The sequence below is a fragment of the Mycobacterium sp. E1386 genome (assembly GCF_001672745.1).
In the GTDB taxonomy this organism is placed as follows: Bacteria; Actinomycetota; Actinomycetes; order Mycobacteriales; family Mycobacteriaceae; genus Mycobacterium.
In genome coordinates this window covers 16,067-40,975 of sequence record NZ_LZKH01000142.1, presented here as the reverse complement: position 1 = coordinate 40,975, position 24,909 = coordinate 16,067, and the positions used below count along the sequence as shown (strand labels likewise).

Here is a 24,909-nt window from a genome sequence, read left to right as displayed (position 1 = left end):
GGCGCGGGTCAGCATCGAGCGGATGCTAGGCCGCACCAACAACATTCGCATCGACGAGGACAAGCACGGCCCTCCCGGCGACCGCCGGTACCGGTATCTGCCCACGTTCATCTTGCGGGGGCTCACCCGGCTACACATCCGATTCGAGTAGTGCGATGCCGTTTCAGGGAACAACCGCAATCGTGACCGGCGGTCGCCGGGAGGGCCGTGCTTGTCCTCGTCGATGCGAATGTTGTTGGTGCGGCCTAGCATCCGCTCGATGCTGACCCGCGCCTCGGTGCGTGCCAGCGGTGCTCCGGGGCAGGCATGCGGACCGCGACCGAACGCGACATGGCTGCGCGCGTTGGGACGGTGGATGTCGAACACGTCTGGCTCGGGGAATTTGCGCGGGTCACGATTGAGCGCCGCATTGACGAGCATCACGGTGGTGCCTGCCGGAAGGTCGATCCCGCCGACAGCCACCGGGCACTTCGACAACCGGAAGTCACCGCGCACCGGGCTCTCGTAGCGCAAGGCCTCCTCGATGAAGTCGGGGATGAGTTCGCGGTTGGCACGCAACTTGCTTTGCAGCTCCGGGCTTTCGGCGAGCATCATCACTGCGGCGCTGAGCAGGCGCACCGTCGTCTCCTGCCCGGCCGCAAACAGATTGGCCGCTACGCGCACCGCGTCGATCACCTCCGGCGTGCTGCCGTCCGGGAAGGTGGCGGACGCGACTCCGGTCAGCACGTCGCCGCGCGGAGTTCGCCGCCTGTCCTCGATGTACGCGGTGAATTTGCCATAGAGGTATTCCAGCGGCGAATGACGCATGATGTCACCCTCGCTGCTGCCGATCGTGCCCGCCTCGCTGAGCAGCGCGGCACGGAACTCCTCGTGATCCGACTCGGGAACACCCAGCAGGTCCGCGATCACCAGCATCGCGAATGGGGAGGCGAAATCCCCAATGAATTCGCACCGTTCGCCGCTCAGAGCGACGTCCAGCTGACGGTCGGCGAGGCGCCACATGAACTCTTCGTTTTCCTTGAGCCGCTTGGGAGTGATCATCCGGGACAGCAACGCCCGGTGCGCCGTGTGCACCGGTGGATCGAAGGTCGGCAACTGATCGTTGAACGGTAATTCGCCCCGCTGCGCCGCGATCAGCTCGCTGATGTCCTCGTCGCCCCGGTCGTCCAGCGCGACGGGGAACCCCGGGAACGGGCCTGTCACCGAGATGCATGACGAGAACTTTTTGGTGTCGTTGTAGATCGCGACGCCCTCGTCGTAACCGGTGACCATCACCACGTCGTGGTGTTGCTCGCGCCGCAGCGGACATTCCTCGCGCATCGCGGCGAGATAGCCATATGGATCGGCGAGCAACTCGTTGTCGGTGAAGAAGTCTCTCTTGTCGATGTCATCAGCCTTCACTGCGGCAGTTCCACTCCCTCAAAGCTTTTGAACATCTCCGGTTGCGGCGGCGTCATCTGCAAGTAGAGGTCGATGTGACGAATCCTGTCATCGTCGGTGAAGTCGTATACCGATAGCGAATTGACCACGCTGCTGAAATCGCCTACTTCGCTGCGCTCCTCGAGCTCGAGGAACACCCGACCGCCGGACTCGGTGATGTGTTTGAACGAGCACTCCCACTTCGACGACGTCGCCCAGTTGGTGAGGAATTCGACATAGTCCGGCCATTTCATCACCTCTTTGAAGGCGCCGACTCGTTCGAACTCGTCGACTGCGACCAGTTCCGCCACCGGCCCCCAACTGTCCGCCGAGAAGCCCGGCTTCTTCGCTTCGTCGACCAGACGTCTCGTGACGGTGCAGTACTGCAGAACCGCGCGGGATCGGCCGGTGTGCGCGCCGATGACGTCCTCGACCTTGAGCAAAACCTTCACACCGACACCCCGGCTTTCGCCAGGCATCGTTCGAGCGCCTCGACGTACTCCCCAGTGCCGTGGAACGGACCGTGCACTCCGATGGCGACGTCCAGGAACGCGTTGTACTCGTCATTGACGTGGGTCTCCCAGCGCGTCAACTCCCCCACATCGTTGGTTTCGATGAAACTGTATGAGTAGAAGCCCATCCGGACGCCGTCCTTGGTGTGGCCTTCCCAGCGCGTCTTCATGACGACACCGTTTTCGGCCGGCCAGTATTTGAAGTCGGCGGGTTTCCAGTCCGGGAAGGTCAGCGAGTAGGCCTTGGCCTCCATCGTCGAAGCGCGTGCGGTGTCCTCGGGGAACTCACTGAATTTGAACACCTGATCGCCGGTGAAATACGGCGATACGTAGATGCCGTCGTCGGCGAATTTCCAAGCGTCGGCGAACGCTTCGCCGTCCTGGACTCCCTGGCGCAGGTAGGCGTCGCGGTAGGCCTCGGCCATCCGGCGGTGGTGGGCGATGCGTTCGTCGATATTCATTGGACTTCCTCCCGGTTCACCGCGCCATTGGCCATGTAGCGGTCCACCACGGAGTGATAATGGCCGATGACGACTTCCTCTTTGACCAGCGACATGTGGTCGAGCCTGCTGTTGCGCAGTCCGAGTTGCTGCCGTGGCATCTGCTCGTAATCCTGTTGCAGCGCTTCGAAATACTTGTAGCTGCCCGGCTCCTCGACCTCGGTCAGCGGGACCCTGAAGGCGTCGCGGTGTTCCGCTGGCAGGTACATGTAGCTGCTGACGTGCCAGATGCAGCGGTTCGGGTCGCCGTCCGGATGGGGCACGGCCATGATGACATGACATTCGCCGGCGCGGATCGTCATGAAGTAGTTGGGAAACAGCACCCAGCCCTGGTTGTCGCTCATCTGGTCGTCGGTGAGGCCACTGACGTCGAGACCCATGCCGGCCAGAGTGTCGCGGGTGGCCCGCTGAAGCAGCTTGCGCGCGGTGACGCCCTCGGGGAACTCGACCGAGCCGTCCGGCGCCCGGTATTCGGCGACGAGTTCTTGGAAGCGGGGCATGACAGCGACGGTCGAGGGGAAGGTATCCGGCAGGTTCATAATGCCCTCGATCTGCTTTTCTGCACTGGCACCCTTCACTTCGAACGGGGCCACCGCGACGCTGTGGTTTTCGAAGAACCGGTATCGGGCGGTCGTTGGATCGATCACGAGCACGCTGAGCAATTGCGGGTGGATGCCGTTGATGTGGTAGCCCTCTTCGAAGGCGTCCATGACAACTTTCCAGTTGCATTCCAAGCTCTCGCGGACGTTCATCACGGTGACCATGTCGGCGAGGTGGTACGGGGCGAGCAGTTCGATGACGTCGGGGCCGAGGAAGTCGCTGAGCGGCTGAGCATTTGGATCCGGGTTGACGAAGATGAATCCGCCGAAGGTGTCGACCGGCACTTCCAAGAGGGAGTTTTCGTTCTTGTCGATCGGGCCGGCGAGGTTCTCTCGCAGCATCCCGCGCAGCTTGCCGTCCAGGTCGTATGACCAAAGGTGGTACTGGCACAGAAAGCCGCGCTTGGCATTTCCGGCGGCGGCGTTGCACAGGATGTTTCCGCGATGGCGACAGGCGTTGACGAATCCGCGCAGTTTCTCGTCCTTGCCACGGACGATCACGAACGATTGGTTCAGAATCCGGTACTGCTTCCAGTCACCCGCATTCGGAAGCTCGTCGACTCGTCCGGCGATCTGCCACACCCGCATCCAGATGCGCTCGTGCTCATGCTGGGCGTAGTCGCGGGACGTGTAGCGATCGGTCGAGATGGACATGTTGAAGGCGTCGAAGTCGCGCTGGTCGAGCCCTAAACCTGCGTCGCGCTCCACCCACTCTCCCGGTCGGGTCACTTGACTCATGCCGATCTCCTCATCGTGGTGACGGTCGGACTCGAGCGGATTGCGGCATCCGCTTCGTGTGACGGGTGTCACCATATACGTGTATGTATTAGATATACAACCATGTATTAAAGTGGGGCGTATCACACCCGTGGATCCGGGCGATATGGGCATGGCCGAGAGAGAAAGGCGTCTCCAACAGTGCGGTTGGTGTCAATTGCGCTGGGCGACAGTCTTTTTCGTCGGACCACAACTGATAAACAGCCACGGGCGTGCTGCGATGTGGGAGGATGGGCCGGTGGCGGAACGGTGGACCAGGGAGCGACGCCTCGAGCACACCCGCGGCCTGTTGTTGGATGCCGCGGAGGAGATCTTCGCACGCAAGGGTCTGAGCGGGGCCGCGCTCGAGGACATCGCCGACGCGGCCGGGTATACCCGCGGTGCGATTTACTCCCACTTCGGCGCAAAGGAAGAGTTGTTTCTTGCGGTCACCGACCGTCAACGACAACGGTTCCTCGACGGTTTCACCGAAATCATCCAGTCCTTCAGCCGGCTCGGTGACATCGATATCGACGAACTCGCCGAGCGGTGGAGCCAGGCCAGCAATGATCCGAACCGTGCCGCGCTCAATTACGAACTCACGTTGTTCTTGCTGCGCAGCCCGGAGGCTCGCGACAGGCTCGCCGCACAGCGACTGGAGACCGTCCGCTCGCTGGCCGATTTCATCGCCAAGAACGTGGCCAGACTCGGGGCGTCCCTCACGATGCCGGCCGATGCTCTGGCCCGAGTCATCCTTGCCGTCAACGACGGTGTCACCCTTGGCAGTCAACTCGACGGGGTAAATCTTTATCGCCCGTACCTGCAGCTGGTGGTGTCGGCGGTTGTTCCCGCCGGTGACATGTCGTAACTAGAGCTCGGCCAGCGCCGGACCCAGTTCAGCGAGTCGGTCGATCCCGGCAGCGAATTCGCCGCCCATGGTGGGCAGCAGCGTGACGTGGTCCGCCCCGGCGGCCAAGTGATCGCGCACCTTGTCCACGATATGCACCGAATCGCCATGAGCGACAAGCGCGTTGATCAGCCGGTCACTCACCACCTCGATGTCTTCGTCCGGGTAACCCAACTCCAGGAGCCCGGACGTGTAGGACGGCACGGCGAGCCGCGGAGAGACGGCTTTCCGCGCGGCCTGCATGTCGCGGGCCACCGAAAGTCCGACGACCAGTAGCCTGTCCGGTCCGAGTGACCGCCGGGCCCGGGCGGTGAACTCCGTGGGCAGGCCGGCCGGAAGCGCCCCGTCGGCGAGTTCAGCTGCCAGCGCAAGCATTTTCGGGCCGTTGGCGGCGACGATGCGGGCATAGCCCGCGTCCGGCGCCGGTGGCCAGGTGGGGCTGCCCATCCGCTCCAGGTAGTCACGCATCGTCGCCAGCGGGCTGCCGAACTCCTTGCCGACGCTGGCCGCCTGCTGGGGATAGCCCACGCCGAGTCCGAGCACGATGCGGCCCGGGTGCGCCTGTGCCAGTTGGGCGGCCGCGGCATGCATGGTCTGGGGCGCCCGAGCCCAGATGTTGGCGATACAAGTGCCGAACACCATCCGCTCACTGTCGGCCAGCAGCGTGGCGAGTTGTACCAGGGCGTCCTTCCCGATGACCTCGTTGGTCCATACGGTGCAGTATCCGGCCCGTTCTAGCCGGCCCACCGCCTCACGTTGCAGATGGATGGACGGTGGGCTGGTGAACGAGACAGGCAGGCACACGCCCACCGGTCCCAGCACCTTTCGTGCCGCGTCGACCACATATTCAGCCACGGCGTCGCTCACTCACCGAAGTAATGGCCGGCATCGAGATCCTCGAGCAGTCCGGCGTGCTCGGGCTGCCAGTCGAGCACCTTCCGCGTCAGGGCACTTGACGTCGGGTTGTCTAAAGCCGCGAACACCGCGAGGAAGCCGAAGTGGCCGGCGTCTTCGGCGGGAATACTCACCGCAGGCACATCGAGATGGCGGCCGATCACGGCGGCGATCTCGCGGAATGGCACGCCTTCGTCGGCCACCCCGTGCAAACGCGTTCCCGCGGGCGCCTTTTCGAGCGCCAACCGGTAAAGGTGCGCGGCATCGAGCGTATGGACCGCGGGCCAGCGGTTCGCCCCGTCACCGATGTAGGCGGACATGCCCGTGCCGCGGGCGGTGTTGATCAGGTGCGAGGCGAAGCCGTGACGGTCCAGCTCGCTGTGCACCAACGGGGAGAGCCGGACGACAGAGGATCGCACCCCGCTTTCGGCCAGCGCGATCACCGCGTTCTCCGAGTCGATTCGCGGCCCGCCGGGCAGCGTGTCCTCTTCGGTGCCAAAACCGTCGTGCGCCGACAGTGAGAGCAGCAGGGTCCCCGACGTACTGACGAAGGGCCGGTCGGATCCGGTGAGCGCCTCTCCGATGGCCTGCACCGCGCGCAGGTCGGTCTCCGCGGCGCCAAGGAAGTCGTCGAAATCGTGTTTGAACGCGAGGTGGATGACGCCGTCGGATGCTGCGGCCGCGGAACGCAAACCGTCGAGGTCGTCGAGGTCGCCCCGGTGCACTCTCGCGCCTTTCGCAGCGATTGACGCAGCCGCTTCGTCCGAGCGGGCCAGTCCGGTGACGTCGTGCCCGGCCTTCAGCAGTTCGTCGAGGACGGCCGAGCCGATGTGTCCGCTCGCACCGGTCACAAAGACATGCATGATGATCCCTTCACTTGCTGAGATTTCGCGATTCCAAGTCAACGGCCGCCGCGCACCCACTGTCCAAGACCTGTTCCACATCACGCGATGCCAGATCGGCATCACCGCATTTCAGCGGCGGATTTGGGGAGGCAGGGCGGTCGACGGTGTAGTTACACTGAGCACATGACCGAATCGGCATCGCCGGTGATCGATCTCGATCTGCGCCTGGTCGGATACTTCGTCGTGGTCGCCGAACACCGACACTTCGGCCGAGCCGCCAGCGCGCTGCGGGTCGCGCAACCATCGTTGAGCCGGCAGATCCGCCGCCTCGAGCAGCAACTCGGGGTTCGTCTGTTGGACCGCACGCCCCAAGGCACCCGCCTCACGGAGGCGGGTGAGGTGTTCCTGCCGCGGGCCAAGGCCCTGCTGCGTTCGGCCACGCAAGCCGCTGCGCAGGCCCGGGCCGCCGCCCAGCCCACCCGCATCGAGGTCGGATACACGACCGGCATGATCGTCACCCCGGCGGTCCGCGAGATGCGTCGCGAACACCCCGACGCGGAAGTGCAAGTCTCGCACCTGAATTGGGGCGAGGCTCTGGAGGCATTGCTCGGGCATCGCGTGGACGCGGTGGTCACCCGGCTACCGTTTCCGACCGATGGGCTGCACGTGACGATCCTCTACGACGAGCCCCGCGTGCTGGCGTTGTCCGTCGACCACCGCCTTGCGGGCCGGGATTTCGTGACGCTCGAGGACATCGCCGACGAGCCCATGCCGCGCGTGCGGAACTCCGACCCGGCCTGGAGCGCTTATTGGCGGATCGATCCCCGGCCCGATGGTCGCCGCGCACCCGACGGACCGTTCATCGACGCGCTCGAGGACAAGTTCGAAGTCATCGCATCCGGGCAAGCGGTGGCCATCACGGCCGGTTTCCACGGCACCGCCCTGCGGCCCGACATCACGACGGTGCCGCTGAAAGGCATCGAGCCGTGCCACGTCGTTTTGGCGACCCGAGCCGGGGACCGCAGCCGGTTGGTGGCGGCCTTCCGCAAGCTCGCCGAGGCGCATCTCAGGGGCCCGGTCCGGCCCTGACTGAGCCGCCAACGTGCGGCTAGCTTCACACTCGACCTCGAGCGTGCGGACAGCTTCACGCTCGGCGGATTCAGCCGTCGGTCAGCTCCGGCGGTGGCCGATATTCGGGCTGGTAACCCGAAACGTGGATCGGACTCCCGACCAGGCGGAAATCGCCTGCGGTCACCACGATTTCGGGCGTCGCTTCGAGCGCCTCGGGCAGCGTCCTGACCGCGGCCGCCGGTACCCCCAACGGACGCAGCCTACGTTCCCAATCGGCGGCGGTGTCCGTCGCCAGCATCGCGGTGACCACCGCGAGCACCTCGTCGCGGCGGGACACCCGTTCGGCCATCGTCTCGAAGCCGCCGATACCCGCCTCGGTCGCGAACGACTTCCAGAAGCCGTCGTGCGTGATGAACAGCGCCAGATAGCCGTCGGCGGTCGGAAATAGTTGCGCCGGAACGTAATACGAATGAGCGCCGTACGGCCGTCGCTGTGGTTCGACACCCTCGTTGAGGTACGCGGAGGCGTGGTAGTTGAGCTGCGACAGCATGACGTCGCGCAGCGAGACGTCGACCTGCCCACCGGTACCGGAGACGATCTTGGCCAACAGCCCCAGGGCCGCACACATTCCGGTGGAGTTGTCTGCCGACGAGTAACCGGGCAGCGTCGGCGGGCCATCCGGGTCGCCGGTCAGTGCGGCGATCCCGAAACCCGCCTGCACCACGTAGTCGAAGGCCGGATCGTCGCCGCCATGTAGGCCGAACCCGGTGATCGCCACACAGACGATCCGCTCGTTGTGGCCGCGCAGCTGCTCATAGGTCAGGCCCAGCCGGCGGATCGCCGACGGCTTCAAGTTCACCAGCAGCGCATGGGATTTCGCTACCAGTTCACCAAGCCGTTGCTGTCCCGCGTCGGTATTCAGGTCCAGACAGATGCTGGCCTTGTTGCGGTTGAGGCTGGCGAAGTAGGTGGGCCCCACCCCGCGCGAGATCTCGCCGCCGCGCGGCTCGATCTTGGTGACATCGGCGCCCAGGTCGGCGAGCAACATGGTTGCGTACGGGCCGGCCAGCATGGTGCCCACCTCGAGGATGCGTATCCCCTCGAGCGGCCCAACGGAGGTCACCGCAGTTCCGTTGCGAGCGAGGCGATCATCTCGCGCGTACGGCGCTTGGAGGCGATGAGCTCCTCGCGGTTGGCGCCGATCGGCAGCAGCCGCACCGACAGGTCGGTCACACCCGCGTCGGCGAAGCGGCGCATCCGGGCCAGGATGGCGCCCTCGTCGCCGGCCGCGCACAGATCGCCGACATCGCGGGCGTCGCCACGTTCGAGCAGGCGCTGATAGTTGGGCGACACCTCGGCCTCGCCCAAGATGCGGTTGGCCCGCTCCTTGGCCGCGTCGACTTGTCCAGGCGCACAAAGGCATACCGGGATGCCCGCGACGATCCGCGGCGCGGGGCGTCCGGCATCCGCGGCGGCCTTGGTGATCTTGGGTGCGATGTGGTCACCGATGGCCCGCTCGTCGGCCATCCACAACACGGTGCCGTCGGCGAGTTCACCGGCGATCTGCAGCATCACCGGCCCCAACGCGGCAATCAGAACCGGCATCGGGGTATCGGCCCCGATCGCCAGTGGATTGTGCACCGTGAACGAATCATTCTCGACGTCGACCGGTCCCGGCCCGGCGATCGCGGCGTTGAGCACCTGCAGGTAGTCGCGGGTGTAGGCGGCCGGCTTCTCATACGGCAGTCCGAGCATGTCCCGGATGATCCAGTGGTGCGACGGTCCGACGCCCAGCGCCAACCGTCCGCCGGCCACGGCGTGCGTCGAGAGCGCTTGGCGGGCAAGCGCGATCGGATGCTGGGCCTGCAACGGCACCACCGCGGTGCCCAGCTCGATGCGCGAGCTGTGCGCGGCCATCAGCGACACCATGGTCAGGCAGTCGAAGTCGTCGGGCACCTGCGGCATCCACGCGGTGTCCATTCCCGCGGATTCGGCCCATTCGATGTCCGAGGCCAGCTTGTCCACCTTGCGGGCCATGCCGCCGCGCTCGGCGCCGATCATTACTCCGACGCGCACTGGTCCTCCACAACGGGTTCCGGGGTGCCGGTCAATGCGCGGATCTCGCGCACCAGGACGTCTAGCGATGTCCCGGTGGGGAACACCGCGGCGGCCCCGGTGGACAGCAGCTTGGGCACGTCGGAGTGCGGGATCGTCCCCCCGACCACGACCGCGATGTCCGCGGCGTCGGCGGCACGCAGTGCCTCGATGGTGCGCGCGGTGAGCGCCAGGTGAGCACCGGACAGGATGCTCAGGCCCACAACGGCCACATCCTCCTGGACGGCGATCGAGGCGATGTCCTCGATGCGTTGCCGGATCCCGGTGTAAATCACCTCGAAACCGGCATCCCTCAGCGTGCGCGCGACGATCTTGGCGCCGCGGTCGTGTCCGTCCAGCCCGGGCTTGGCGACCAGGATCCGGGCGGCCACTAGAACACCACCGGTTGCTGGAATTCGCCCCACACCGCCTTGAGCGCGGAGACCATTTCACCGACCGTGCAGTATGCGTTGGCGCAGTCGACCAGCCTGTGCATCAGATTGTCGTCTCCTTCGGCGGCGCGTGAAAGTGCCGCGAGACTGGATTTGACAGCGGCCGAATCCCTTTCGGCCTTCACTTTGGAGAGTCGCTTGAGCTGAAGATCGCGGCCCTCCGCGTCCAGTTCGTACGTCACGACATCCGGTTCCGGCTCCTCGGTCACGAACCGGTTGACCCCGACGACGGGCCGGGCACCGGACTCGATGTCCTGATGGACCCGATAGGCCTCGTCGGCGATCAGGCCCTGCAGGTAGCCGTCCTCGATGGCATGAACCATTCCGCCGTGCCGCTCCAGGTCATCCATGATCTCGATGATGCGGGCCTCGGTGGCATCGGTCAGCGCCTCGACGAAGTAGGAGCCGCCGAGCGGGTCCGCGACGCTGGCCACGCCGGTCTCGTGCGCCAGGATCTGCTGGGTGCGCAGCGCCAGCGTCGTGGTTTCCTCGGTGGGCAGGGCGAACGGCTCGTCCCAGGCCGCGGTGAACATCGACTGGACCCCGCCCAGCACCGCGGCCATCGCCTCGTAGGCCACCCGAACGATGTTGTTGCGGGCCTGCGGCGCGTACAGCGATGCGCCCCCACAGACGCAGCCGAAGCGGAACATGGCCGCCTTGTCCGTCGTCGCCCCGTAGCGCTCCTTCACTATGGTGGCCCAACGGCGCCGCCCCGCACGATATTTGGCGATCTCCTCGAAGAAATCGCCGTGGGTGTAGAAGAAGAATGAAATCTGCGGCGCGAACTGGTCGATCGTCATGCGGCCGCGCTCGACCACGGTGTCGCAGTAGGTCACCCCGTCGGCCAGGGTGAACGCCATCTCTTGCACCGCGTTGGCCCCCGCGTCGCGGAAGTGCGCCCCCGCCACCGAAATCGCGTTAAACCTCGGCACCTCGGCGGCGCAGAACTCGATGGTGTCGGCGATCAGGCGCAGGGACGGCTCCGGCGGCCAGATCCAGGTCCCGCGCGAGGCGTACTCCTTGAGGATGTCGTTCTGAATGGTCCCGGTGAGCTTGGCCCGCGGTATTCCTTTTTTCTCGGCGGCGGCGACGTAGAACGCCAGCAGGATCGCTGCCGTTCCGTTGATGGTCATGCTGGTGCTGAGCTTGTCCAGCGGGATGTTGTCGAACAGGATCTCGAAGTCGGCCAGGGTGTCGACCGCGACGCCGACTCGGCCCACCTCCTCGCCGAACTCGGGATCGTCGGAGTCATACCCGCACTGGGTGGGCAGGTCGAGCGCCACCGACAGCCCGGTCCCGCCCTGCTCCAACAGGTAGCGGTAACGGCGATTGGATTCCTCGGCGGTGCCGAACCCCGAGTATTGGCGGAAGGTCCAAAGCTTGCCCCGGTAGCCGGACGCGAAGTTACCCCGGGTGAAGGGAAACTCCCCCGGCTGCGGAGGCTCCGCGCTGACGTCCGCCGGCTCATAGACCGGCTGCAACGGAATACCTGACGGAGTGTGGGCCGTATTATCCATCGGTGAATAACGTACTTGCAAAAAAAGAGAATGCCAATACCGCATAGTTGACCTGGCCAAACATGCGTACTTGGTCCTCGATCGGCTACACCCGGCAGAGGATTTCGCCGTGCGGGATGGCGATCCAGCCGTCCGGCGCCGCGGCCCATTCCCGCCACGCCGCGGAGATCTCTTCGAGTTGCGCGGTCGTCGCCAGGCCCAGATCGAGCAGGTCTCGCGCGACCCGCGAGTGCAGTATCCGGTCGGCCCACATGCCGCCCCACCATTCGCGCGTCGCCGGCGTCGCGTAGCACCACAGGCTGCCCGTCGGCGTCACGTCGGCGAAACCCGCCTGCTGGGCCCAGGACAGCAACCGCCGCCCCGCATCGGGTTCGCCGCCGTTCGCGCGAGCGGCCCGCTCGTAGAGCTCGCGCCACAGCTCCAGCGCAGGCAACTGCGGGAACCAGACGAAGCCCGCGTAGTCGGCATCCCGGGCCGCCACGACGCCCCCGGGTGCGCACACCCGTTTCATCTCCCGCAGTGCCCCCGCCGGGTCAGCGACGTGTTGCAGCACCTGGTGCGCGTGCACGATGTCGAATGCGCCGTCCGGAAAGTTCAGCCGGTGCACGTCGGCGGTCGCGAACGACACGTTCACCAGGCCACGCTGCTCGGCCTCCGCTCGGGCGACGCCGAGCACGTCGGCCGACTGGTCGACGGCCGTCACCAGTCCCGGTGCGACACGGGCGGCCAGGTCAGCGGTGATCGTCCCGGGCCCGCATCCGATATCCAGTACCGACGAGCCGGACTTCAGGTGGGGCAGCAGGTAGGCCGCCGAATCCTCCGCGGTCCGCCGCTGGTGACTGCGGAGCACCGATTCGTGATGCCCGTGCGTGTAGGTGGTCCCGCGTTCGTCCGTCATGCCTGAAGCGTATCCGTGAATCCATAATTTGAAATGGATATCTCAATATATGAGATCAGTCCACCGGCACGCTAAGGATCGGACGGTCGACCGCGGCACCGGGGCCATCGAAGTGCCACCACTCCCCGGAGTAGGGGGCGAGCCCGCCGTACTTCATGGCGTCCCGCAGCGCGGCCCGGTTCGCCTGGGCGTCGGCGCTGACCCCTTGGGTTGCGAAAGCGTTTGCGCGCGAGGAGAAATCGTCGAAGTCGGTGCCCATGTCGGCCAAGCAGAGCCCCGCGGCGTGCAGCCCGGACGCGCACGGCTGCTGCGTCGTCGTCAACGTCACGTCCACTGAGCGCCCCGACTCGTGACTGTGCGCATACTGCCCGGGCCGGGCGACCCACGCCGGGTTGGGCACGACGTTGAACATCTTGACCTGGACGTCGTGGGGCCGGTAGCAGTCCCAGAACACGAGCAGGTGCCCCTGCGGGCGCAGTGCCGTCGCGGCCGTCGCCAGTCCGGACGCCATCGACTGGTGCACCAGGCATCGGGCGTCGGAGGGGTACAGCTGCGTGTGGGTGAAGTTGTTAGTGGTCGCGTAGCGCAGGTCGATGATGGCGTCGGGGACCGCGGTGCGGACGTCGACGAACCCGGCGGCGCGAGCCGCATCACTTACCGCCGGGACATCTGGACTCGCCTGGGCGGTCCCGATCCCGGAGACCGCGACCGCTAACGCAAGGGCGGGGCGCAAGTGACGCATCCGATCATTGTCGCGGCAGGCCGCGCCGGGTCGCGTTAACTGCTAGGAGATGTCGCCCTCGACATAGCGTTGCAGGTTCGGCGCCATCGCCGCCACCACCTCATCCTCGGGCATCGACGCGATCGGCTCCATCTTCCAGACGTAGCGCAACAGTGCGAAGCCGATCAGCTGGGTGGCGATCAAACCACTGCGCCGCAGTCGTTCGTCCTCGTCGGCGCCCAGGGTGGAACCGCCGATCAGTCCGCGTTCGACGATCAGCCGCAGTTTGTCTCGGGTCTTGTCCTCGTGGGCGGCGGTCAACACCACCGCCCGCAGGATCGGCCCGACCTCCTCGTCGGTCCACGTGTCCAACACGGTGCGGATCAGTTGCCGACCCAGGTCGGCCTTGGGCGTCGCCCACGTCGCTGCCACCGCATCCAGCCATTTCTGTGGCGGCGTGGTGGCCGCATCGAGCAGGCCCTCCTTGGAGCCGAAATAGTGATAGATCAGCGCCGGGTCGACGTCCGCGCTACGGGCGACGGCACGAATGGCCGTGCCGGCCCAGCCATGTTCGGCGAATTCGTCGCGGGCCGCGGCCAGAATGCGCGCCGCCAGCACGCCGCGCTCGTCGCGCGGGCCGGGGGTGATCGATCGCTGCGCCACCGTCCCACCATACCCGAAGTTTCACCTTGCGTTGAGACTAGTTTCAACGTAGCGTGAAACTATGACCACCCTCAATGGCCCGCAGACCACCGGCCGGGAATACCGGAACCTCAGCGAGCCGCGGTACGCGTCGCGCACCGACATCAACACCGCGATCAGAATGCGGGACGGCGCAACGCTTCTGGCCGACGTTCACCGGCCCGACGCCGACGGCCGCTTCCCGGCGCTGTTGGCCGCCTCGCCGTATCCGCGCCAGATGCAGGACCTCGGCGCCCCGGCGGGTTTCATCGAGGCCGGCAAAACGGACTTCTGGGTGCCGCGCGGCTACATCCACGTCATCGCCAACCTACGCGGCACCTGCGGCTCCGAGGGCACGTTCAATTTCTTCGATGCGCAGGAACGCCGGGACGTGCACGACCTGGTGGAGTGGACCGCCGCTCAGCCGTGGTGCGACGGAAACGTTGGCATGATCGGCATCAGTTATTTCGCGATGACCCAACTGGAGGCCGCCGTCGAGCGACCGCCGCATCTCAAAGCGATCTTTCCCCTCGCCGTGACGAGCGACCTGTACGAGGGCGCCAACCACCACGGGCTGTTGAGTTCATCGTTCATTACCCCGTTTCTGGCCATGATGGGCCTGACCTCCGACCGTAGCGACAAGCTGTGGCGCAGCAAGCCAGTCGGGTTGGCACGGCGCGTCCTCAACACTCCGGGCGTACACAAGAAATTCGAGACCATGAACGGCGAGGCAGCGGTAACCATGCTGCGCCAATTGCTCAGGCTGCCACACAATCCGCACCCATGGGACGAACTATGGCAGGAGGCGGTGGTCAAGCACCCGACGCGGGACGAGTGGTGGGAGGAACGAAACCTGTTGCCACTGCTCAAGAAAATCGATATCCCGGTCTACTTGGGGTGTGATTGGCAGAACGTGCCGCTACACCTGCCATCGACCTTCGCCGCTTGGAACGCGTTGTCGGACACCACGTGTGTGCGGATGGGGATGCTCGGCGAGTACGGGCTGACCTGGCCGTGGGAAAGCATGCACACCGAGGCGTTGGCCTGGTATGACCACTGGTTGAAGGGGCGCGACACCGGAATCACCGACGGGCCGCCGGTCCGCTACTTCCTGCCGGGCGCCGACGAGTGGCGTACCGCCGACTCCTGGCCGCCGAAGGCATTGCATCGGGAGTTGGCCCTGCGCGCCGACGGTGGTTTGGACGCCGACGAGGGCGAGCCGGGCGTTCGCGAATTCATGGTGCTGGGGTCGGGCCTTGGCCGCGTCAAGCCCAGCGAGATCGATCCGCCATCGCTGCTGGTGTGGACCAGCACGCCGCTGAGCATGGACGTCGACGTGGTCGGCGATATCGAGCTGCGGCTGGTGGCCTCGGCGACGGCGATGGACACCGCGTGGATTGCGACCCTGCAGGACGTGGCACCCGACGGGGAAACGAGCGACGTGACCGCGGGCTGGTTGCGCGCCAGCCTGCGCGAGGTCGACGACGCGGCCAGCCGGCCCGGCGCGCCGGTCCTACCCTGCCGCAACCCGCAAGCGGTGCCCCCGGGAGAGGACGTCGAGTATCGAATCCCGTTGGTTCCCAACGCCCGCCGGTTCAAGGCGGGCCACCGCATTCGGCTGACGCTGACCAGCGACGACCAAGACCCCTCGACGCCGGCAATCATGAACTTCCGGCATGCCAGTGTCGGCACGTCCAGCCTGAACACCGTGCGCTCGTCGTCGCGGCTGTTGCTTCCCGTGCTCGGGTAGCTTCAGGTCTAGATCTTCACCGGGACGTCACCGGTGAGTCCGCCATCTACGACGAACTGCGCCCCGGTGGCGTATGCCGACTCGTGGCTGACCAAGAGCACAGGCAGGCGACCGTAACGGCTACTTCGAGCGGAATGGCGCGACGAGGCTTTGTCACGAGTGGTTTTGCCAAGACCGACGAGATTTCTCATCGAATTACGGGCAGCGCCAACCGTTTAGCCAAATATGGCGCGGTTCGGCTGTGTTTCGCACGTGCAACCGCTTCGGGCGTACCCGCCGCGACAACTCGACCGCCGTCGCTGCCGGCTCCGGGCCCTAGGTCGATTACCCAGTCGGCACCCGCGACCATCCGCATGTCGTGTTCGGCCACCACCACGGTATTGCCCGCGTCGACCAGGCGGTGCAGTTGGCGATCGAGCAGATCCACATCTGCGGGGTGCAGCCCGGTGGTCGGCTCGTCGAGGACGTAGAGGGAATGCCCTCGGCGGGGCCTTTGGAGTTCGGAGGCGAGCTTAATCCGCTGCGCCTCACCACCTGACAGCTCAGTCGCGGGCTGTCCGAGACGGAGATAGCCAAGTCCGACCTCTCGCAACGTGGACAGGCTCCGCGCCGCCTTCGTCACGTCGGCAAGAAAGTCCGAGGCCTCATCAACGGTCATCGCAAGCACGTCGGCGATCGTGCGGCCGCGGTACCGTACCTCGAGTGTCTCGTCGGAGTAACGCGCTCCCTGACACGCCGGGCATGTGGCGTATGTGCCCGGCAGAAACAACAATTCGACCGAGACGAACCCCTCGCCCTGACAGGTTGGGCAGCGACCTTCGGACACGTTGAACGAAAACCGGCCCGCTGTCCAACCGCGGCGACGGGCCTTCGGAGTCGCGGCGAATTCTTGGCGCACGGCGTCGAACAAGCCGGTATAGGTCGCCAATGTCGAGCGCGGCGTGCGCCCGATTGGGCGCTGGTCGACGGATACCAACCGATTGATCTTCTCGACGCCTTCGACCGTCACGCCGACGCTCGCGTCGCGATCGAGATCGACTACCTCGGAGTCGGTTTCGTCGTCATCGGCATGGGCCGGCTCGGCTGCGCGCCCCGTGCCGAGGTGGCTGTTCACAACGTCGCCGAGGACCTTGACGACGAGCGTCGACTTGCCTGAGCCGGACACCCCGGTGACCGCGGTGTACACACCCAGTGGCAGGTCCACATCGAGGTCGCGCAAATTGTGGAAGCAGATCCCGCGCAGCCGCAACTGCCCGGACTGGGTCCGGGGTTGACGAGGCGGTGGGCTGTCTCCCTCGAACAGGTACCTGCGAGTGACCGATCCCTCGATGTCGGCGAGACCCGGCACCGGGCCGCTGTAGAGCACACTGCCGCCAAGCTCCCCGGCCCCGGGTCCGACGTCGACGATCCAATCGGCACGGCGTACCACGTCCATGTCGTGCTCGACTACGAATAAGGAATTGCCCGCGCGCCGTAGGCGATCGAGTACGTCGAGTAGCGGTTCGGCGTCGGCCGGGTGCAGTCCCGCCGACGGCTCGTCGAGCACATAAAGCACGCCGAACAAGCCGGCGCGCAGCTGGGTGGCCAGCCGCAACCGCTGCAATTCGCCCGGTGACACTGTCGGGGTGCGGCGACTAAGCGTGAGATAGCCAAGGCCGAGATCGAGGAGTACCTGCAGGCGGGCGACGAGGTCGGCGGCGATCATCGTCGCCACTTCCGTCAGTTCACCGGATTCCGTTGACTCGTACGCGGCGGCGGCATCCTTCCGAGAAGCCGTCGGGCGCAGGGCGTCGGCAAGCTCTGCCAACGGCATCCCCGCGTAGTCGGCGATGGTGCGCCCGGCGAATGTCACCCTCAGCGCCTCCGGCCGCAGCCCAGATCCGTCGCACAGTGGGCATTCGACGCTGTCGACGAATTGCAGCACGCGGCGACGCATCATCGCGCTATGGGAGTTGGCCAACGTGTGGCGGACGTGGCGTTCGGCGCTGGAGAACGTCCCGTTGTAGTAGTAGTCGGCCTGCACGGGATGCTGGCGCGGGTCGATTTCGACGGTGGGCTGCTCATCGGTGAACAGGATCCAATTGCGCTGACGCTTGGGAAGTTTTCGCCACGGTTTGTCGATGTCGTACCCCAGCGTGACCAGAATGTCGCGTAGGTTTTGGCCCTGCCACGCGCCCGGCCACGCGGCGACGGCGCCTTCGCGGATGGTCAGCGAAGGGTCCGGTACCAGTGTCTCTTCGGTCACCCGATGGATTCGCCCCAACCCGTGGCATTCGGGGCACGCCCCCACCGCCGTGTTCGGGGAGAACGCATCGGAGTCCAGTCGTTCCGTGGTCCCCGGCGGGTACGTTCCCGCGCGGGAGAACAACATCCTCAGCAGGTTCGACAGGGTGGTGACGGTGCCGACCGTCGACCTCGACGTCGCCGAACCGCGGCGCTGCTGCAATGCGACGGCGGGCGGTAGGCCGGTGATGTCATCTACCTTCGGCGCGCCGGCTGGCAGCAGCAGGCGACGGGCGTAAGGGGCGACCGATTCGAAATAGCGGCGCTGGGCCTCGGCATAGATGGTCCCGAAGGCCAACGACGATTTTCCGGATCCGGAGATCCCGGTGAACGCGACCAGCGCGTCGCGGGGCGCTACGACGTCGACACCACGCAGATTGTGGACTCGCGTCCCGTAGACGCGCACACATGAGTCGATTTCTTCCGTGCGCAAGTCGGGCTTCGCTGTCATCGTGTTCACAGGAATACCCGTGCTGCCGCCGCGCAAGCATGATGTTTGCTGCTCGACCTCGCAGCGCCCCTATATTGCTACGGCTGCCGCGTAGACCGAGACTGTGGCGCTTGCCTAGTTCTTCAAGGAGACCCGTCTCCGCAGAGGGGACGCCAGTGCCGCCGCGGCCACGCTGGTCAGCGCCACCCCCGAAGGCTTGGGTGACCAGCACAGAGCAGACATCGCCCACCGGATCGGCTTGTCGAGCTGCGGATCCGAGCCGTTGTGGTTCGTGACCCGTGTGAATAACCCGAGAACTCGGGGTCAATCCGAAAATCCGCCACCCGTCGTGACCGTGCGGATGTCAGACGCTTGTCGGGGTCCCACCGCAATCCGTTGAACCTCTTGAACCAGAACGTGATTCGAAAGCCCGGCGAAGGCGATCGCGGGGTCGCGGGGCCACGAGAGACCGTTCTGATAGCTCCTCTCGAGGTTGAGGGAGCGGCCGACAATTATCTGTCACGCCAATCTGACTGATCCGCGAGCGCTGGAAGCCAGTTGGCTGGCGTGCGTGAGAGCGGTTAGTGCATCGATGTCGCGGGTCAGCTGGCGGTAGAGGACGGCCGGTCCAAGCCATCTGCCCACAAGACTGCGGAGTGCCAGTGGGTTGAGTGGCCGCTCGGGAGGATCGAGCAGAATCGACTGGAGTGTGCGTACAGCGAGTTCGATGAGGTCGTCCATCGCAGCGTGGTCGAAGCCATGGGCGGCCCAGTCGACGTCATATCGTCGGAACATTTCTCGTCCGAGACCAAATGCCGCACCGGCGGTGAAGGAGGCCGACGTGCCACCCGGTAGCCGTGAATGTAGGACGCGCGCCATCAGCGGGTCGTCGGCGAACTCCTCGGCCGCGAATGCTACGCCCTCGACGACGGCAGCCGCCGGATTTGTCCACCCACGCAGGTGATCGGCTAAACGATCGAGAAAGCCGTTGGCCGAACGCATTTGGCTGCCGACCACAAGCGCTTCAGCCCCGGGAAAGTAACGGTAGATGGTCTGGCGGCTTACTCCCAGAACGCGGGCCAAGTCGCTGACGCGGATAGCCGATCCGCCTTCGGCGACCAAGGAGTCAACCGCGTCCAGAATCCTGTTGACGGCTTCCTCATCGGAGGCCGGCGTGTGGCCCGACCATCCATGGCTACGCAAGGTTAAGGCCCATCATCGTGCTCCAGTTCGGTGTGACGTGACAACCTATCGCTAAAAGTATTGCGAGCTGGGGCCAGGGTCAACGATATCTTGTCGCTTCGCACGTGCCAGTCCATGCGAAATCTCAGCAATACGCGCTCACCTGCCGCGCTGAAGTTCTTGTTCACCACACCGCGGGGATCCGCGACAGTCGACGACTGACGCGACATTCTGCTCTGATTTGTCTTGTCAGTTGGCGCTAGGTCTGCTGTGATACAGCCAAGGAATCGGCAGGTTTCACTGCACCAGGAGGACGGACCATGACCGTGACTGAGGTCAACGACATTCGGTACGACCCCTACGATGTGGGACTTCTGGCCGATCCCTACCCGACGTTCCGGCGGCTGCGCGAGGAGTCGCCGCTGTACTACAACGAGCAATACGATTTCTATGCGCTCAGTCGTTTCCAGGACGTGAGTCGTGCGCTTGTCGACACCGCCACGTTCAGTTCAGCCCGCGGAATGATCCTCGAAGTGATCAAAGCGAACATCGAAATACCGCCCGGCATCATCGTTTTCGAAGACCCACCGGTTCATGACATCCATCGCAAATTGCTCGCGCGGATGTTCACCCCCCGCAAGATCGCCGAACTCGAGGACAAGATTCGCGCATTTTGCGCACAATGTCTCGACCCTCTCGTCGGGACTGGACGTTTCGATTTCATCGCCGATCTCGGCGCTCAGATGCCGATGAGAGTCATCGGAATGCTGGTCGGCATTCCCGAAGACGCCCAAGAACATGTCCGGGAACGCTCGAATGCCTCGTTGCTCACCGAGGCCGGCCAACCCATGACACTGGCCTCGGAAGGCGTCCACTACGACGAGGTGTTCGCCGCCTATCTCGACTGGCGCGCCGAACACCCCTCCGACGACATCACGACCGAACTCCTCAACGTCGAATTCGACGACGAGACAGGAGTCCGCCGAACCCTGACTCGCGACGAAATCCTGCTTTACATCAGCCTCGTCGCCTCCGCAGGCAACGAGACCACCACCCGACTCCTCGGCTGGGCCGGAAAAGTCCTCGCCGACCACCCCGACCAGCGGCGCGAAATCGCAGCCGACCATCGGTTGATTCCGCAGACGATCGAGGAGCTGCTGCGCTACGAACCCCCCGTACCGCACCTCGCCCGCTACGTCACCCGTGATACCGAGTGGTACGGCCACACAGTGCCCGAAGGCAGCGTCATGATGCCGCTGATCGCATCAGCGTGCCGCGACCATCGCCAATTCCCGCCTGACGGAGACCGGTTCGACATTCATCGCCAGCCGCGTCAGCACCTGGCATTCAGCGTGGGAGCTCACTTCTGCCTAGGAGCGGCACTCGCCAGGCTGGAGGCACGAATCGCGCTCGAGGAAATTTTCAAGCGCTTCCCCGAATGGGACATCGACACCCAGAACGCACACTTGTCGTCAGCGTCGGCTGTCCGAGGCTGGGAATCGATGCCCGCGTTCATCTAGCTCAGACGCATCGGCAAGGATTCCAGGCCCGCGGATGCTCAGAGGACCACTCCGTGTCATCAAGACTGGTGGCCAGGGGCGGGATCGAACCGCCGACCTTCCGCTTTTCAGGCGGACGCTCGTACCGACTGAGCTACCTGGCCGGAAGGCATGTAGTGCCTCGCCGAGTTGGCGACCCTGACGGGACTCGAACCCGCGACCTCCGCCGTGACAGGGCGGCGCGCTAACCAACTGCGCCACAGGGCCTTGCTGCTGCTCCGCGTCGCCGCGTCGCGTACCCCCAACGGGATTCGAACCCGTGCTACCGCCGTGAAAGGGCGGCGTCCTAGGCCACTAGACGATGGGGGCCAGAACCGAATCACTCCGGGGTACTCGCAACGTGGTTTCGTTAGGAGCCACGTCAGCTTAGGTCACTGTGTGCCCAATCCTCAAACGAGCCGGGTTTGTGGCCCAAGTATCCTGAATCTCCGCGGCCCCTATAGCTCAGTTGGTAGAGCTACGGACTTTTAATCCGCAGGTCCTAGGTTCGAGTCCTAGTGGGGGCACCGAAGCGTTTTTGGCCTCGGTCGATCGGCACTCAGCGCCCGAGCACCGCGCTGCTGTAGGTGACATCGGCGAAGGCTTGGGCGACCTCGTCGTCGGCGTAGACGAAGCCGTTGGCCGCGTGCAGTTCCGCGACCGTGCGCGACGACGTCCGCCAACCACGCTCGTCGAGGTGGTCGACGATGTGGCTGCGCTCCCCGTGATAGACGAGGTCGTTGAAGTCGACCTCGAACCCGAGCTCGCTCATCCGGTCGTGGTGGGCGCGCCAGCGGGGGTCGGCGAAAACGGCGGTGTCCGGCACGAAGTCGAAGGCCAGCCGGCTGCCGGGAGCGCTCAACGCGGTGATGTTGTCGAACAGCGCGTCCTGGGCCGCCTCGGGCAAATACACCAGTAGACCCTCGGCGCTCCACGCCGACGGAGCCTGCGGATCGAATCCGGCGGCGCGCAGCGCCGTGGCCCAGTCGTCACGCAGGTCGATGGCGACGGTGCGCCGCTCGGCAGTCGGCTCGGCGCCCAGATCGTCCAGGGTCAGCGTCTTGAATTCGATGACCTGCGGCATGTCGACCTCATAGACGACGGTGCCCGCCGGCCACGGCAGGCGGTAGGCGCGCGCGTCAAGCCCCGACGCCAGGATCACCGCCTGGCTGATCCCGCTCCGCGTTGCGTCCAAGAAGAAGTCGTCATAAAACCTTGTGCGGCAAGCCATCCCCCGCGCCATCCGGTGCGGATCGAACTCGGAAGCCCCACCGGCCGGGATCTCGCCGTTCACCAGCCGGACGTAGACGTCGATCCCGACGGCGCGCACCAGCGGCGCCGCGTAGGGGTCGTCGATCAGCTTCGCGTCGGAGGACAAGGCGCGCTGGGCGGCGACCATCGTCGCCGTCGCACCCACGCTCGTCGCCAGGTCCCAACGGTCTCGATCGGTGCGCGCCATGGTGCTCCCTCATCCCGACCAATTAAATAGATGATCTAGTCAGTATCACAGGACTCAGTCCCGAAGCCCTCGGGACTACCCTCCGGCCTATGACCGACTTCGCCCAGCGGACGATCGACCTGGCCCGGCGCAACGTCGCGGAGGGCGGTCGGCCGTTCGCGACGGTGATCGTCAAAGACGGGGAGGTCCTCGCCGAGAGCGCCAACAAAGTGGCCCAGACGCACGACCCGACGGCCCACGCGGAAATCCTGGCCATCCGGGAGGCGTGCATGAAGCTGGGCACCGAGCACCTGGTCGACTGCACGATCTACGTGATGGCCCATCCGTGTCCGATGTGCCTCGGCTCGCTGTACTACTGCTCGCCCAAGGAAGTCGTCTTCCTGATCACCCGCGAGGCCTACGAGCGGTACTACCTCGATGACCGCAAGTACTTCGAGGTCTCCACCTTCTACGACGAATTCGCCAAGAGCTGGGACCGGCGACGTCTGCCAATGCGCTACCAGCCCCAAGAAGGCGCGCTGGAGGTGTACCGGCTCTGGAACGAGGGCAACGGCGGTCAGCGCCGGTCCACGGTCGTCCCGTCATCCTAGGAAGCCCGAGCAAGCAGCCGTTGGCAGCGCCGCGCAGCTTGAATACTATTTGCGTATGCATGCAGGTAGTAGCGAAGGCCGGTTGCCGGACGATCAGGCGAGTCTGGTGGTTGAGGTCTTCCGGATGCTGGCCGACGCCACCCGCGTGCAGGTGCTGTGGTCGCTGACCGACCGCGAGATGTCGGTCAACGAACTCGCCGAACACGTCCGCAAGCCGGCGCCGTCGGTCTCCCAGCACCTGGCGAAGCTGCGGATGGCCCGCTTGGTCCGCACCCGCCGGGAGGGAACCACCATCTTCTACAGCCTCGAGAACGACCACGTCCGTCAGCTCGTCATGGACGCGGTCTTCAACGCCGAGCACGCGGGTCCGGGCGTGCCCGGCCATCACCGCAGGGATGGCGGCCTGAAGGCAGTCGCCGAATCAGCGCCCACACAGAGCCGGCGGGGCAGCGGCACCAAGTGAATGAGAAGTTGGCACACCGCATTTGACCCAGGGAGACGCATCATGACCGAGCAGCACACACATGACGCGCCGCACGCGCACGAACACGAGCACGGCGACGTCACACACGCGCACGCACACATCGCGCATGAACACGACCACGTCCAGCATGAACACGCCCACGGCCACGCCGACGGCACCGAGCACAGCCATCCGCACGTGCACCAGGCGGGCCTGGAGGACGTGCACGGTCACGCCCACTAGAGGGCGCTAAACCTGGGGGCAGTAGTGGCTTGGGTCGCCGCGCCGGTCCAGCGGCGGCAGGTTGCGTGCCGGCGTCTGGGGCAGCGGCGCGTCGGGCGGGATGCGCCCGGAGGCGCGGTCTAGGCCGGCACGGGCCCGCGGGTGCTTGCGGTACCTGGGCGGTACAAACGCGAAGATCAGCCGCACCAGCTTGCCGAAGCGCCGGTGCAACCACTCGTCGCGGTCGGTCCACTGAAAGCCCAACCGTTCGCGAACGGCTGGGTGGTAAAAGCCGACTGTGAGCCAAACGAAGAACGGCCGCGACAGCTTGGTCAGGCCACCCCACAGCCAATCCGGCAGCCACGGAGCGATCGGCAGCTTGTCATATATGGTCAGGTCGAGCACTGCCCGCGTCGCGTAATTGTCCTCTAACACGTTGCGGCACATGTGGTCCCAGTAGGCCTGAAACTCTTCCCAGGTCTTTGGCACCGGACGCATGCTCATGCCGTACATCCGGTACCACTGAATGTGTTCGTCGAAGAGTTGCCGCTTTTCGGCTTCGGTCAGACCGCCGCCGAACCGTTCGGCCACCAGGATTGTTCCCATGAAGAAAGTGGAGTGTGCCCAATAGAAGACGTCGGGGTTCAGTGCGTGATACCGACGCCCTTGGTCATCCACACCCTTGATTTCGGTGTGGTAGTCGCGAACCTCGGCACCCGTCGTCGGAGCGCGGTCGCCGTCGAAGACCACCCCGCCGATCGGGTACAGCGACCGCATCACCCGCGGCAACGGTTCCCGGAAGAACGTCGAGTGTTGCTCGACGGCGGCGCCCAACTGGGGATGCATGTTCTGCATGGATCCCGCGAACGGCCCCTGCAGCATGCCGCGCCAGTCGCCGAAGTACCGCCAGGTCAGCGATTCGGGGCCGAGCGGGAGTGGTGGCGCGTCGTAACCGAGGGGCGACGCCGGGCAGCCGCCGGCCACACCGGGCACCTCGTCCTCGGGGGTAGCCGAAGCGACGTCGCTGGTCAGCGGACAGGGTCCGGACGTATGTTGAGGCACTATTGGGTTCCTGTAGATATCTGCAAATCTGACTACACGCGTTGTCAATTTCAAGCTTAGGAGC

The 24,909-nt window shown here is 65.3% G+C and carries 24 protein-coding genes and 4 tRNA genes; 8 read left to right on the top strand and 20 right to left on the bottom strand.

Going from position 1 to position 24,909, the window contains the following annotated elements; translation table 11 throughout:
* The 4 genes from A5709_RS15120 to A5709_RS15105 all read right to left on the bottom strand — a co-directional run.
* Nucleotides 1-1,401: cytochrome P450 (locus tag A5709_RS15120; protein WP_231986978.1), on the bottom strand; the 1,401-nt coding region annotated here is incomplete at its 3' end.
* On the bottom strand, nt 1,398-1,898 hold the full coding sequence (locus tag A5709_RS15115) for a hypothetical protein (protein WP_068120541.1): 501 nt from the start codon (nt 1,896-1,898) through the stop codon (nt 1,398-1,400). The genes A5709_RS15115 and A5709_RS15120, both read right to left, overlap by 4 nt.
* Nucleotides 1,868-2,392 carry a hypothetical protein gene (locus A5709_RS15110; protein ID WP_068009845.1) on the bottom strand — a complete coding sequence of 175 codons (525 nt, stop codon included), beginning with the start codon at nt 2,390-2,392 and terminating at the stop codon, nt 1,868-1,870. The genes A5709_RS15115 and A5709_RS15110 overlap by 31 nt, the downstream gene beginning before the upstream one ends.
* Nucleotides 2,389-3,768: an SRPBCC family protein gene (locus A5709_RS15105; RefSeq protein ID WP_068120548.1), complete on the bottom strand. Its 1,380-nt coding sequence runs from the start codon at nt 3,766-3,768 to the stop codon at nt 2,389-2,391. The genes A5709_RS15110 and A5709_RS15105 overlap by 4 nt, the downstream gene beginning before the upstream one ends.
* A gap of 277 nt (nt 3,769-4,045) precedes the next feature.
* Here A5709_RS15105 and A5709_RS15100 point away from each other — a divergent pair, with 277 nt between their 5' ends.
* Nucleotides 4,046-4,654 carry a TetR/AcrR family transcriptional regulator gene (locus A5709_RS15100; RefSeq protein WP_068010030.1) on the top strand — a complete coding sequence of 203 codons (609 nt, stop codon included), beginning with the start codon at nt 4,046-4,048 and terminating at the stop codon, nt 4,652-4,654.
* Here A5709_RS15100 and A5709_RS15095 read toward each other — a convergent pair whose 3' ends face one another.
* Both A5709_RS15095 and A5709_RS15090 read right to left on the bottom strand, forming a co-directional pair.
* The gene (locus A5709_RS15095) at nt 4,655-5,536 is read right to left on the bottom strand and encodes an LLM class flavin-dependent oxidoreductase (RefSeq protein ID WP_369806100.1); all 882 of its coding nucleotides are present in this window, start codon (nt 5,534-5,536) and stop codon (nt 4,655-4,657) included.
* A 20-nt stretch (nt 5,537-5,556) separates the two neighbouring features.
* Entirely contained in the window at nt 5,557-6,450 is an 894-nt protein-coding gene (locus A5709_RS15090) for an SDR family oxidoreductase (protein WP_068120539.1), read from the bottom strand.
* 165 nt (nt 6,451-6,615) lie between these two features.
* Between A5709_RS15090 and A5709_RS15085 the strand changes: the two genes are divergently transcribed.
* Entirely contained in the window at nt 6,616-7,521 is a 906-nt protein-coding gene (locus A5709_RS15085; RefSeq protein ID WP_068120537.1) for a LysR family transcriptional regulator, read from the top strand.
* Between the two features lie 70 nt (nt 7,522-7,591).
* Here A5709_RS15085 and A5709_RS15080 read toward each other — a convergent pair whose 3' ends face one another.
* The 7 genes from A5709_RS15080 to A5709_RS15050 all read right to left on the bottom strand — a co-directional run bounded on the left by A5709_RS15080 (nt 7,592) and on the right by A5709_RS15050 (nt 13,833).
* Nucleotides 7,592-8,626 carry a CaiB/BaiF CoA-transferase family protein gene (locus A5709_RS15080; RefSeq protein ID WP_082974041.1) on the bottom strand — a complete coding sequence of 345 codons (1,035 nt, stop codon included), beginning with the start codon at nt 8,624-8,626 and terminating at the stop codon, nt 7,592-7,594.
* Complete coding sequence (locus A5709_RS15075; RefSeq protein WP_068120535.1) at nt 8,623-9,579, bottom strand: LLM class F420-dependent oxidoreductase; 957 nt, start codon at nt 9,577-9,579, stop codon at nt 8,623-8,625. Before A5709_RS15075 ends, A5709_RS15080 begins: the two co-directional genes overlap by 4 nt.
* Entirely contained in the window at nt 9,564-9,989 is a 426-nt protein-coding gene (locus tag A5709_RS15070) for a cobalamin-dependent protein (RefSeq protein ID WP_068120534.1), read from the bottom strand. The genes A5709_RS15075 and A5709_RS15070 overlap by 16 nt, the downstream gene beginning before the upstream one ends.
* Complete coding sequence (locus A5709_RS15065; RefSeq protein ID WP_067948582.1) at nt 9,989-11,566, bottom strand: methylmalonyl-CoA mutase family protein; 1,578 nt, start codon at nt 11,564-11,566, stop codon at nt 9,989-9,991. Before A5709_RS15065 ends, A5709_RS15070 begins: the two co-directional genes overlap by 1 nt.
* A gap of 85 nt (nt 11,567-11,651) precedes the next feature.
* Nucleotides 11,652-12,464: a methyltransferase domain-containing protein gene (locus A5709_RS15060; protein ID WP_067948584.1), complete on the bottom strand. Its 813-nt coding sequence runs from the start codon at nt 12,462-12,464 to the stop codon at nt 11,652-11,654.
* 55 nt (nt 12,465-12,519) lie between these two features.
* Entirely contained in the window at nt 12,520-13,206 is a 687-nt protein-coding gene (locus tag A5709_RS15055) for a M15 family metallopeptidase (RefSeq protein WP_068120533.1), read from the bottom strand.
* 42 nt (nt 13,207-13,248) lie between these two features.
* A complete protein-coding gene (locus tag A5709_RS15050) occupies nt 13,249-13,833 on the bottom strand; it encodes a TetR family transcriptional regulator (protein WP_369806099.1) in 585 nt (194 codons plus the stop codon).
* 76 nt (nt 13,834-13,909) lie between these two features.
* On the opposite strand from A5709_RS15050, the gene A5709_RS15045 reads away from it, so the two are divergent.
* Nucleotides 13,910-15,616: a CocE/NonD family hydrolase gene (locus tag A5709_RS15045; protein ID WP_068120531.1), complete on the top strand. Its 1,707-nt coding sequence runs from the start codon at nt 13,910-13,912 to the stop codon at nt 15,614-15,616.
* Nucleotides 15,617-15,803: 187 nt separating this feature from the next.
* Here the strand turns inward: A5709_RS15045 and A5709_RS15040 are convergent, their stop codons facing one another.
* Together A5709_RS15040 and A5709_RS15035 are read right to left on the bottom strand one after the other, a co-directional pair.
* Nucleotides 15,804-18,350: an excinuclease ABC subunit UvrA gene (locus A5709_RS15040; RefSeq protein ID WP_068120545.1), complete on the bottom strand. Its 2,547-nt coding sequence runs from the start codon at nt 18,348-18,350 to the stop codon at nt 15,804-15,806.
* A gap of 498 nt (nt 18,351-18,848) precedes the next feature.
* A complete protein-coding gene (locus tag A5709_RS15035; protein ID WP_067948594.1) occupies nt 18,849-19,532 on the bottom strand; it encodes a TetR/AcrR family transcriptional regulator in 684 nt (227 codons plus the stop codon).
* 299 nt (nt 19,533-19,831) lie between these two features.
* Between A5709_RS15035 and A5709_RS15030 the strand changes: the two genes are divergently transcribed.
* Nucleotides 19,832-21,031: a cytochrome P450 gene (locus tag A5709_RS15030; RefSeq protein ID WP_068120530.1), complete on the top strand. Its 1,200-nt coding sequence runs from the start codon at nt 19,832-19,834 to the stop codon at nt 21,029-21,031.
* A gap of 66 nt (nt 21,032-21,097) precedes the next feature.
* Here the strand turns inward: A5709_RS15030 and A5709_RS15025 are convergent.
* The 3 genes from A5709_RS15025 to A5709_RS15015 all read right to left on the bottom strand — a co-directional run bounded on the left by A5709_RS15025 (nt 21,098) and on the right by A5709_RS15015 (nt 21,379).
* Nucleotides 21,098-21,174, bottom strand: a tRNA-Phe gene (locus tag A5709_RS15025).
* A 26-nt stretch (nt 21,175-21,200) separates the two neighbouring features.
* A tRNA-Asp gene (locus tag A5709_RS15020) sits at nt 21,201-21,277 on the bottom strand.
* Nucleotides 21,278-21,306: 29 nt separating this feature from the next.
* Nucleotides 21,307-21,379: transfer RNA gene (locus A5709_RS15015), tRNA-Glu, on the bottom strand.
* A gap of 124 nt (nt 21,380-21,503) precedes the next feature.
* On the opposite strand from A5709_RS15015, the gene A5709_RS15010 reads away from it, so the two are divergent.
* Nucleotides 21,504-21,576, top strand: a tRNA-Lys gene (locus tag A5709_RS15010).
* A 32-nt stretch (nt 21,577-21,608) separates the two neighbouring features.
* Here the strand turns inward: A5709_RS15010 and A5709_RS15005 are convergent.
* Complete coding sequence (locus tag A5709_RS15005; RefSeq protein ID WP_067948598.1) at nt 21,609-22,508, bottom strand: class I SAM-dependent methyltransferase; 900 nt, start codon at nt 22,506-22,508, stop codon at nt 21,609-21,611.
* Nucleotides 22,509-22,597: 89 nt separating this feature from the next.
* Here A5709_RS15005 and A5709_RS15000 point away from each other — a divergent pair, with 89 nt between their 5' ends.
* From A5709_RS15000 to A5709_RS14990, 3 genes are read left to right on the top strand one after another with little or no spacing between them, the layout of a single operon-like run.
* The gene (locus A5709_RS15000; protein ID WP_067948600.1) at nt 22,598-23,098 is read left to right on the top strand and encodes a nucleoside deaminase; all 501 of its coding nucleotides are present in this window, start codon (nt 22,598-22,600) and stop codon (nt 23,096-23,098) included.
* Nucleotides 23,099-23,153: 55 nt separating this feature from the next.
* On the top strand, nt 23,154-23,561 hold the full coding sequence (locus A5709_RS14995) for a metalloregulator ArsR/SmtB family transcription factor (protein ID WP_082953309.1): 408 nt from the start codon (nt 23,154-23,156) through the stop codon (nt 23,559-23,561).
* 42 nt (nt 23,562-23,603) lie between these two features.
* Nucleotides 23,604-23,804, top strand: coding sequence for a zinc transporter Slc39a7 (locus A5709_RS14990; protein WP_068009821.1), 201 nt, complete (start codon nt 23,604-23,606; stop codon nt 23,802-23,804).
* Between the two features lie 6 nt (nt 23,805-23,810).
* Here A5709_RS14990 and A5709_RS14985 read toward each other — a convergent pair whose 3' ends face one another.
* Nucleotides 23,811-24,845: an oxygenase MpaB family protein gene (locus tag A5709_RS14985; protein WP_068120528.1), complete on the bottom strand. Its 1,035-nt coding sequence runs from the start codon at nt 24,843-24,845 to the stop codon at nt 23,811-23,813.
* Nucleotides 24,846-24,909 lie beyond the last annotated feature (64 nt).

Excerpts from the sequence above, each read along its gene's own strand:
- A5709_RS15115 (WP_068120541.1), bottom strand. The coding sequence starts at position 1,898 with ATGCCTGGCGAAAGCCGGGGTGTCGGTGTGAAGGTTTTGCTCAAGGTC.
- A5709_RS15110 (WP_068009845.1), bottom strand. The coding sequence starts at position 2,392 with ATGAATATCGACGAACGCATCGCCCACCACCGCCGGATGGCCGAGGCC.
- A5709_RS15105 (WP_068120548.1), bottom strand. The coding sequence starts at position 3,768 with ATGAGTCAAGTGACCCGACCGGGAGAGTGGGTGGAGCGCGACGCAGGT.
- A5709_RS15090 (WP_068120539.1), bottom strand. The coding sequence starts at position 6,450 with ATGCATGTCTTTGTGACCGGTGCGAGCGGACACATCGGCTCGGCCGTC.
- A5709_RS15085 (WP_068120537.1), top strand. The coding sequence starts at position 6,616 with ATGACCGAATCGGCATCGCCGGTGATCGATCTCGATCTGCGCCTGGTC.
- A5709_RS15065 (WP_067948582.1), bottom strand. The coding sequence starts at position 11,566 with ATGGATAATACGGCCCACACTCCGTCAGGTATTCCGTTGCAGCCGGTC.
- A5709_RS15060 (WP_067948584.1), bottom strand. The coding sequence starts at position 12,464 with ATGACGGACGAACGCGGGACCACCTACACGCACGGGCATCACGAATCG.
- A5709_RS15055 (WP_068120533.1), bottom strand. The coding sequence starts at position 13,206 with ATGCGTCACTTGCGCCCCGCCCTTGCGTTAGCGGTCGCGGTCTCCGGG.
- A5709_RS15045 (WP_068120531.1), top strand. The coding sequence starts at position 13,910 with ATGACCACCCTCAATGGCCCGCAGACCACCGGCCGGGAATACCGGAAC.
- A5709_RS15040 (WP_068120545.1), bottom strand. The coding sequence starts at position 18,350 with ATGACAGCGAAGCCCGACTTGCGCACGGAAGAAATCGACTCATGTGTG.
- A5709_RS15030 (WP_068120530.1), top strand. The coding sequence starts at position 19,832 with ATGACCGTGACTGAGGTCAACGACATTCGGTACGACCCCTACGATGTG.
- A5709_RS15005 (WP_067948598.1), bottom strand. The coding sequence starts at position 22,508 with ATGGCGCGCACCGATCGAGACCGTTGGGACCTGGCGACGAGCGTGGGT.
- A5709_RS15000 (WP_067948600.1), top strand. The coding sequence starts at position 22,598 with ATGACCGACTTCGCCCAGCGGACGATCGACCTGGCCCGGCGCAACGTC.
- A5709_RS14995 (WP_082953309.1), top strand. The coding sequence starts at position 23,154 with ATGCATGCAGGTAGTAGCGAAGGCCGGTTGCCGGACGATCAGGCGAGT.
- A5709_RS14990 (WP_068009821.1), top strand. The coding sequence starts at position 23,604 with ATGACCGAGCAGCACACACATGACGCGCCGCACGCGCACGAACACGAG.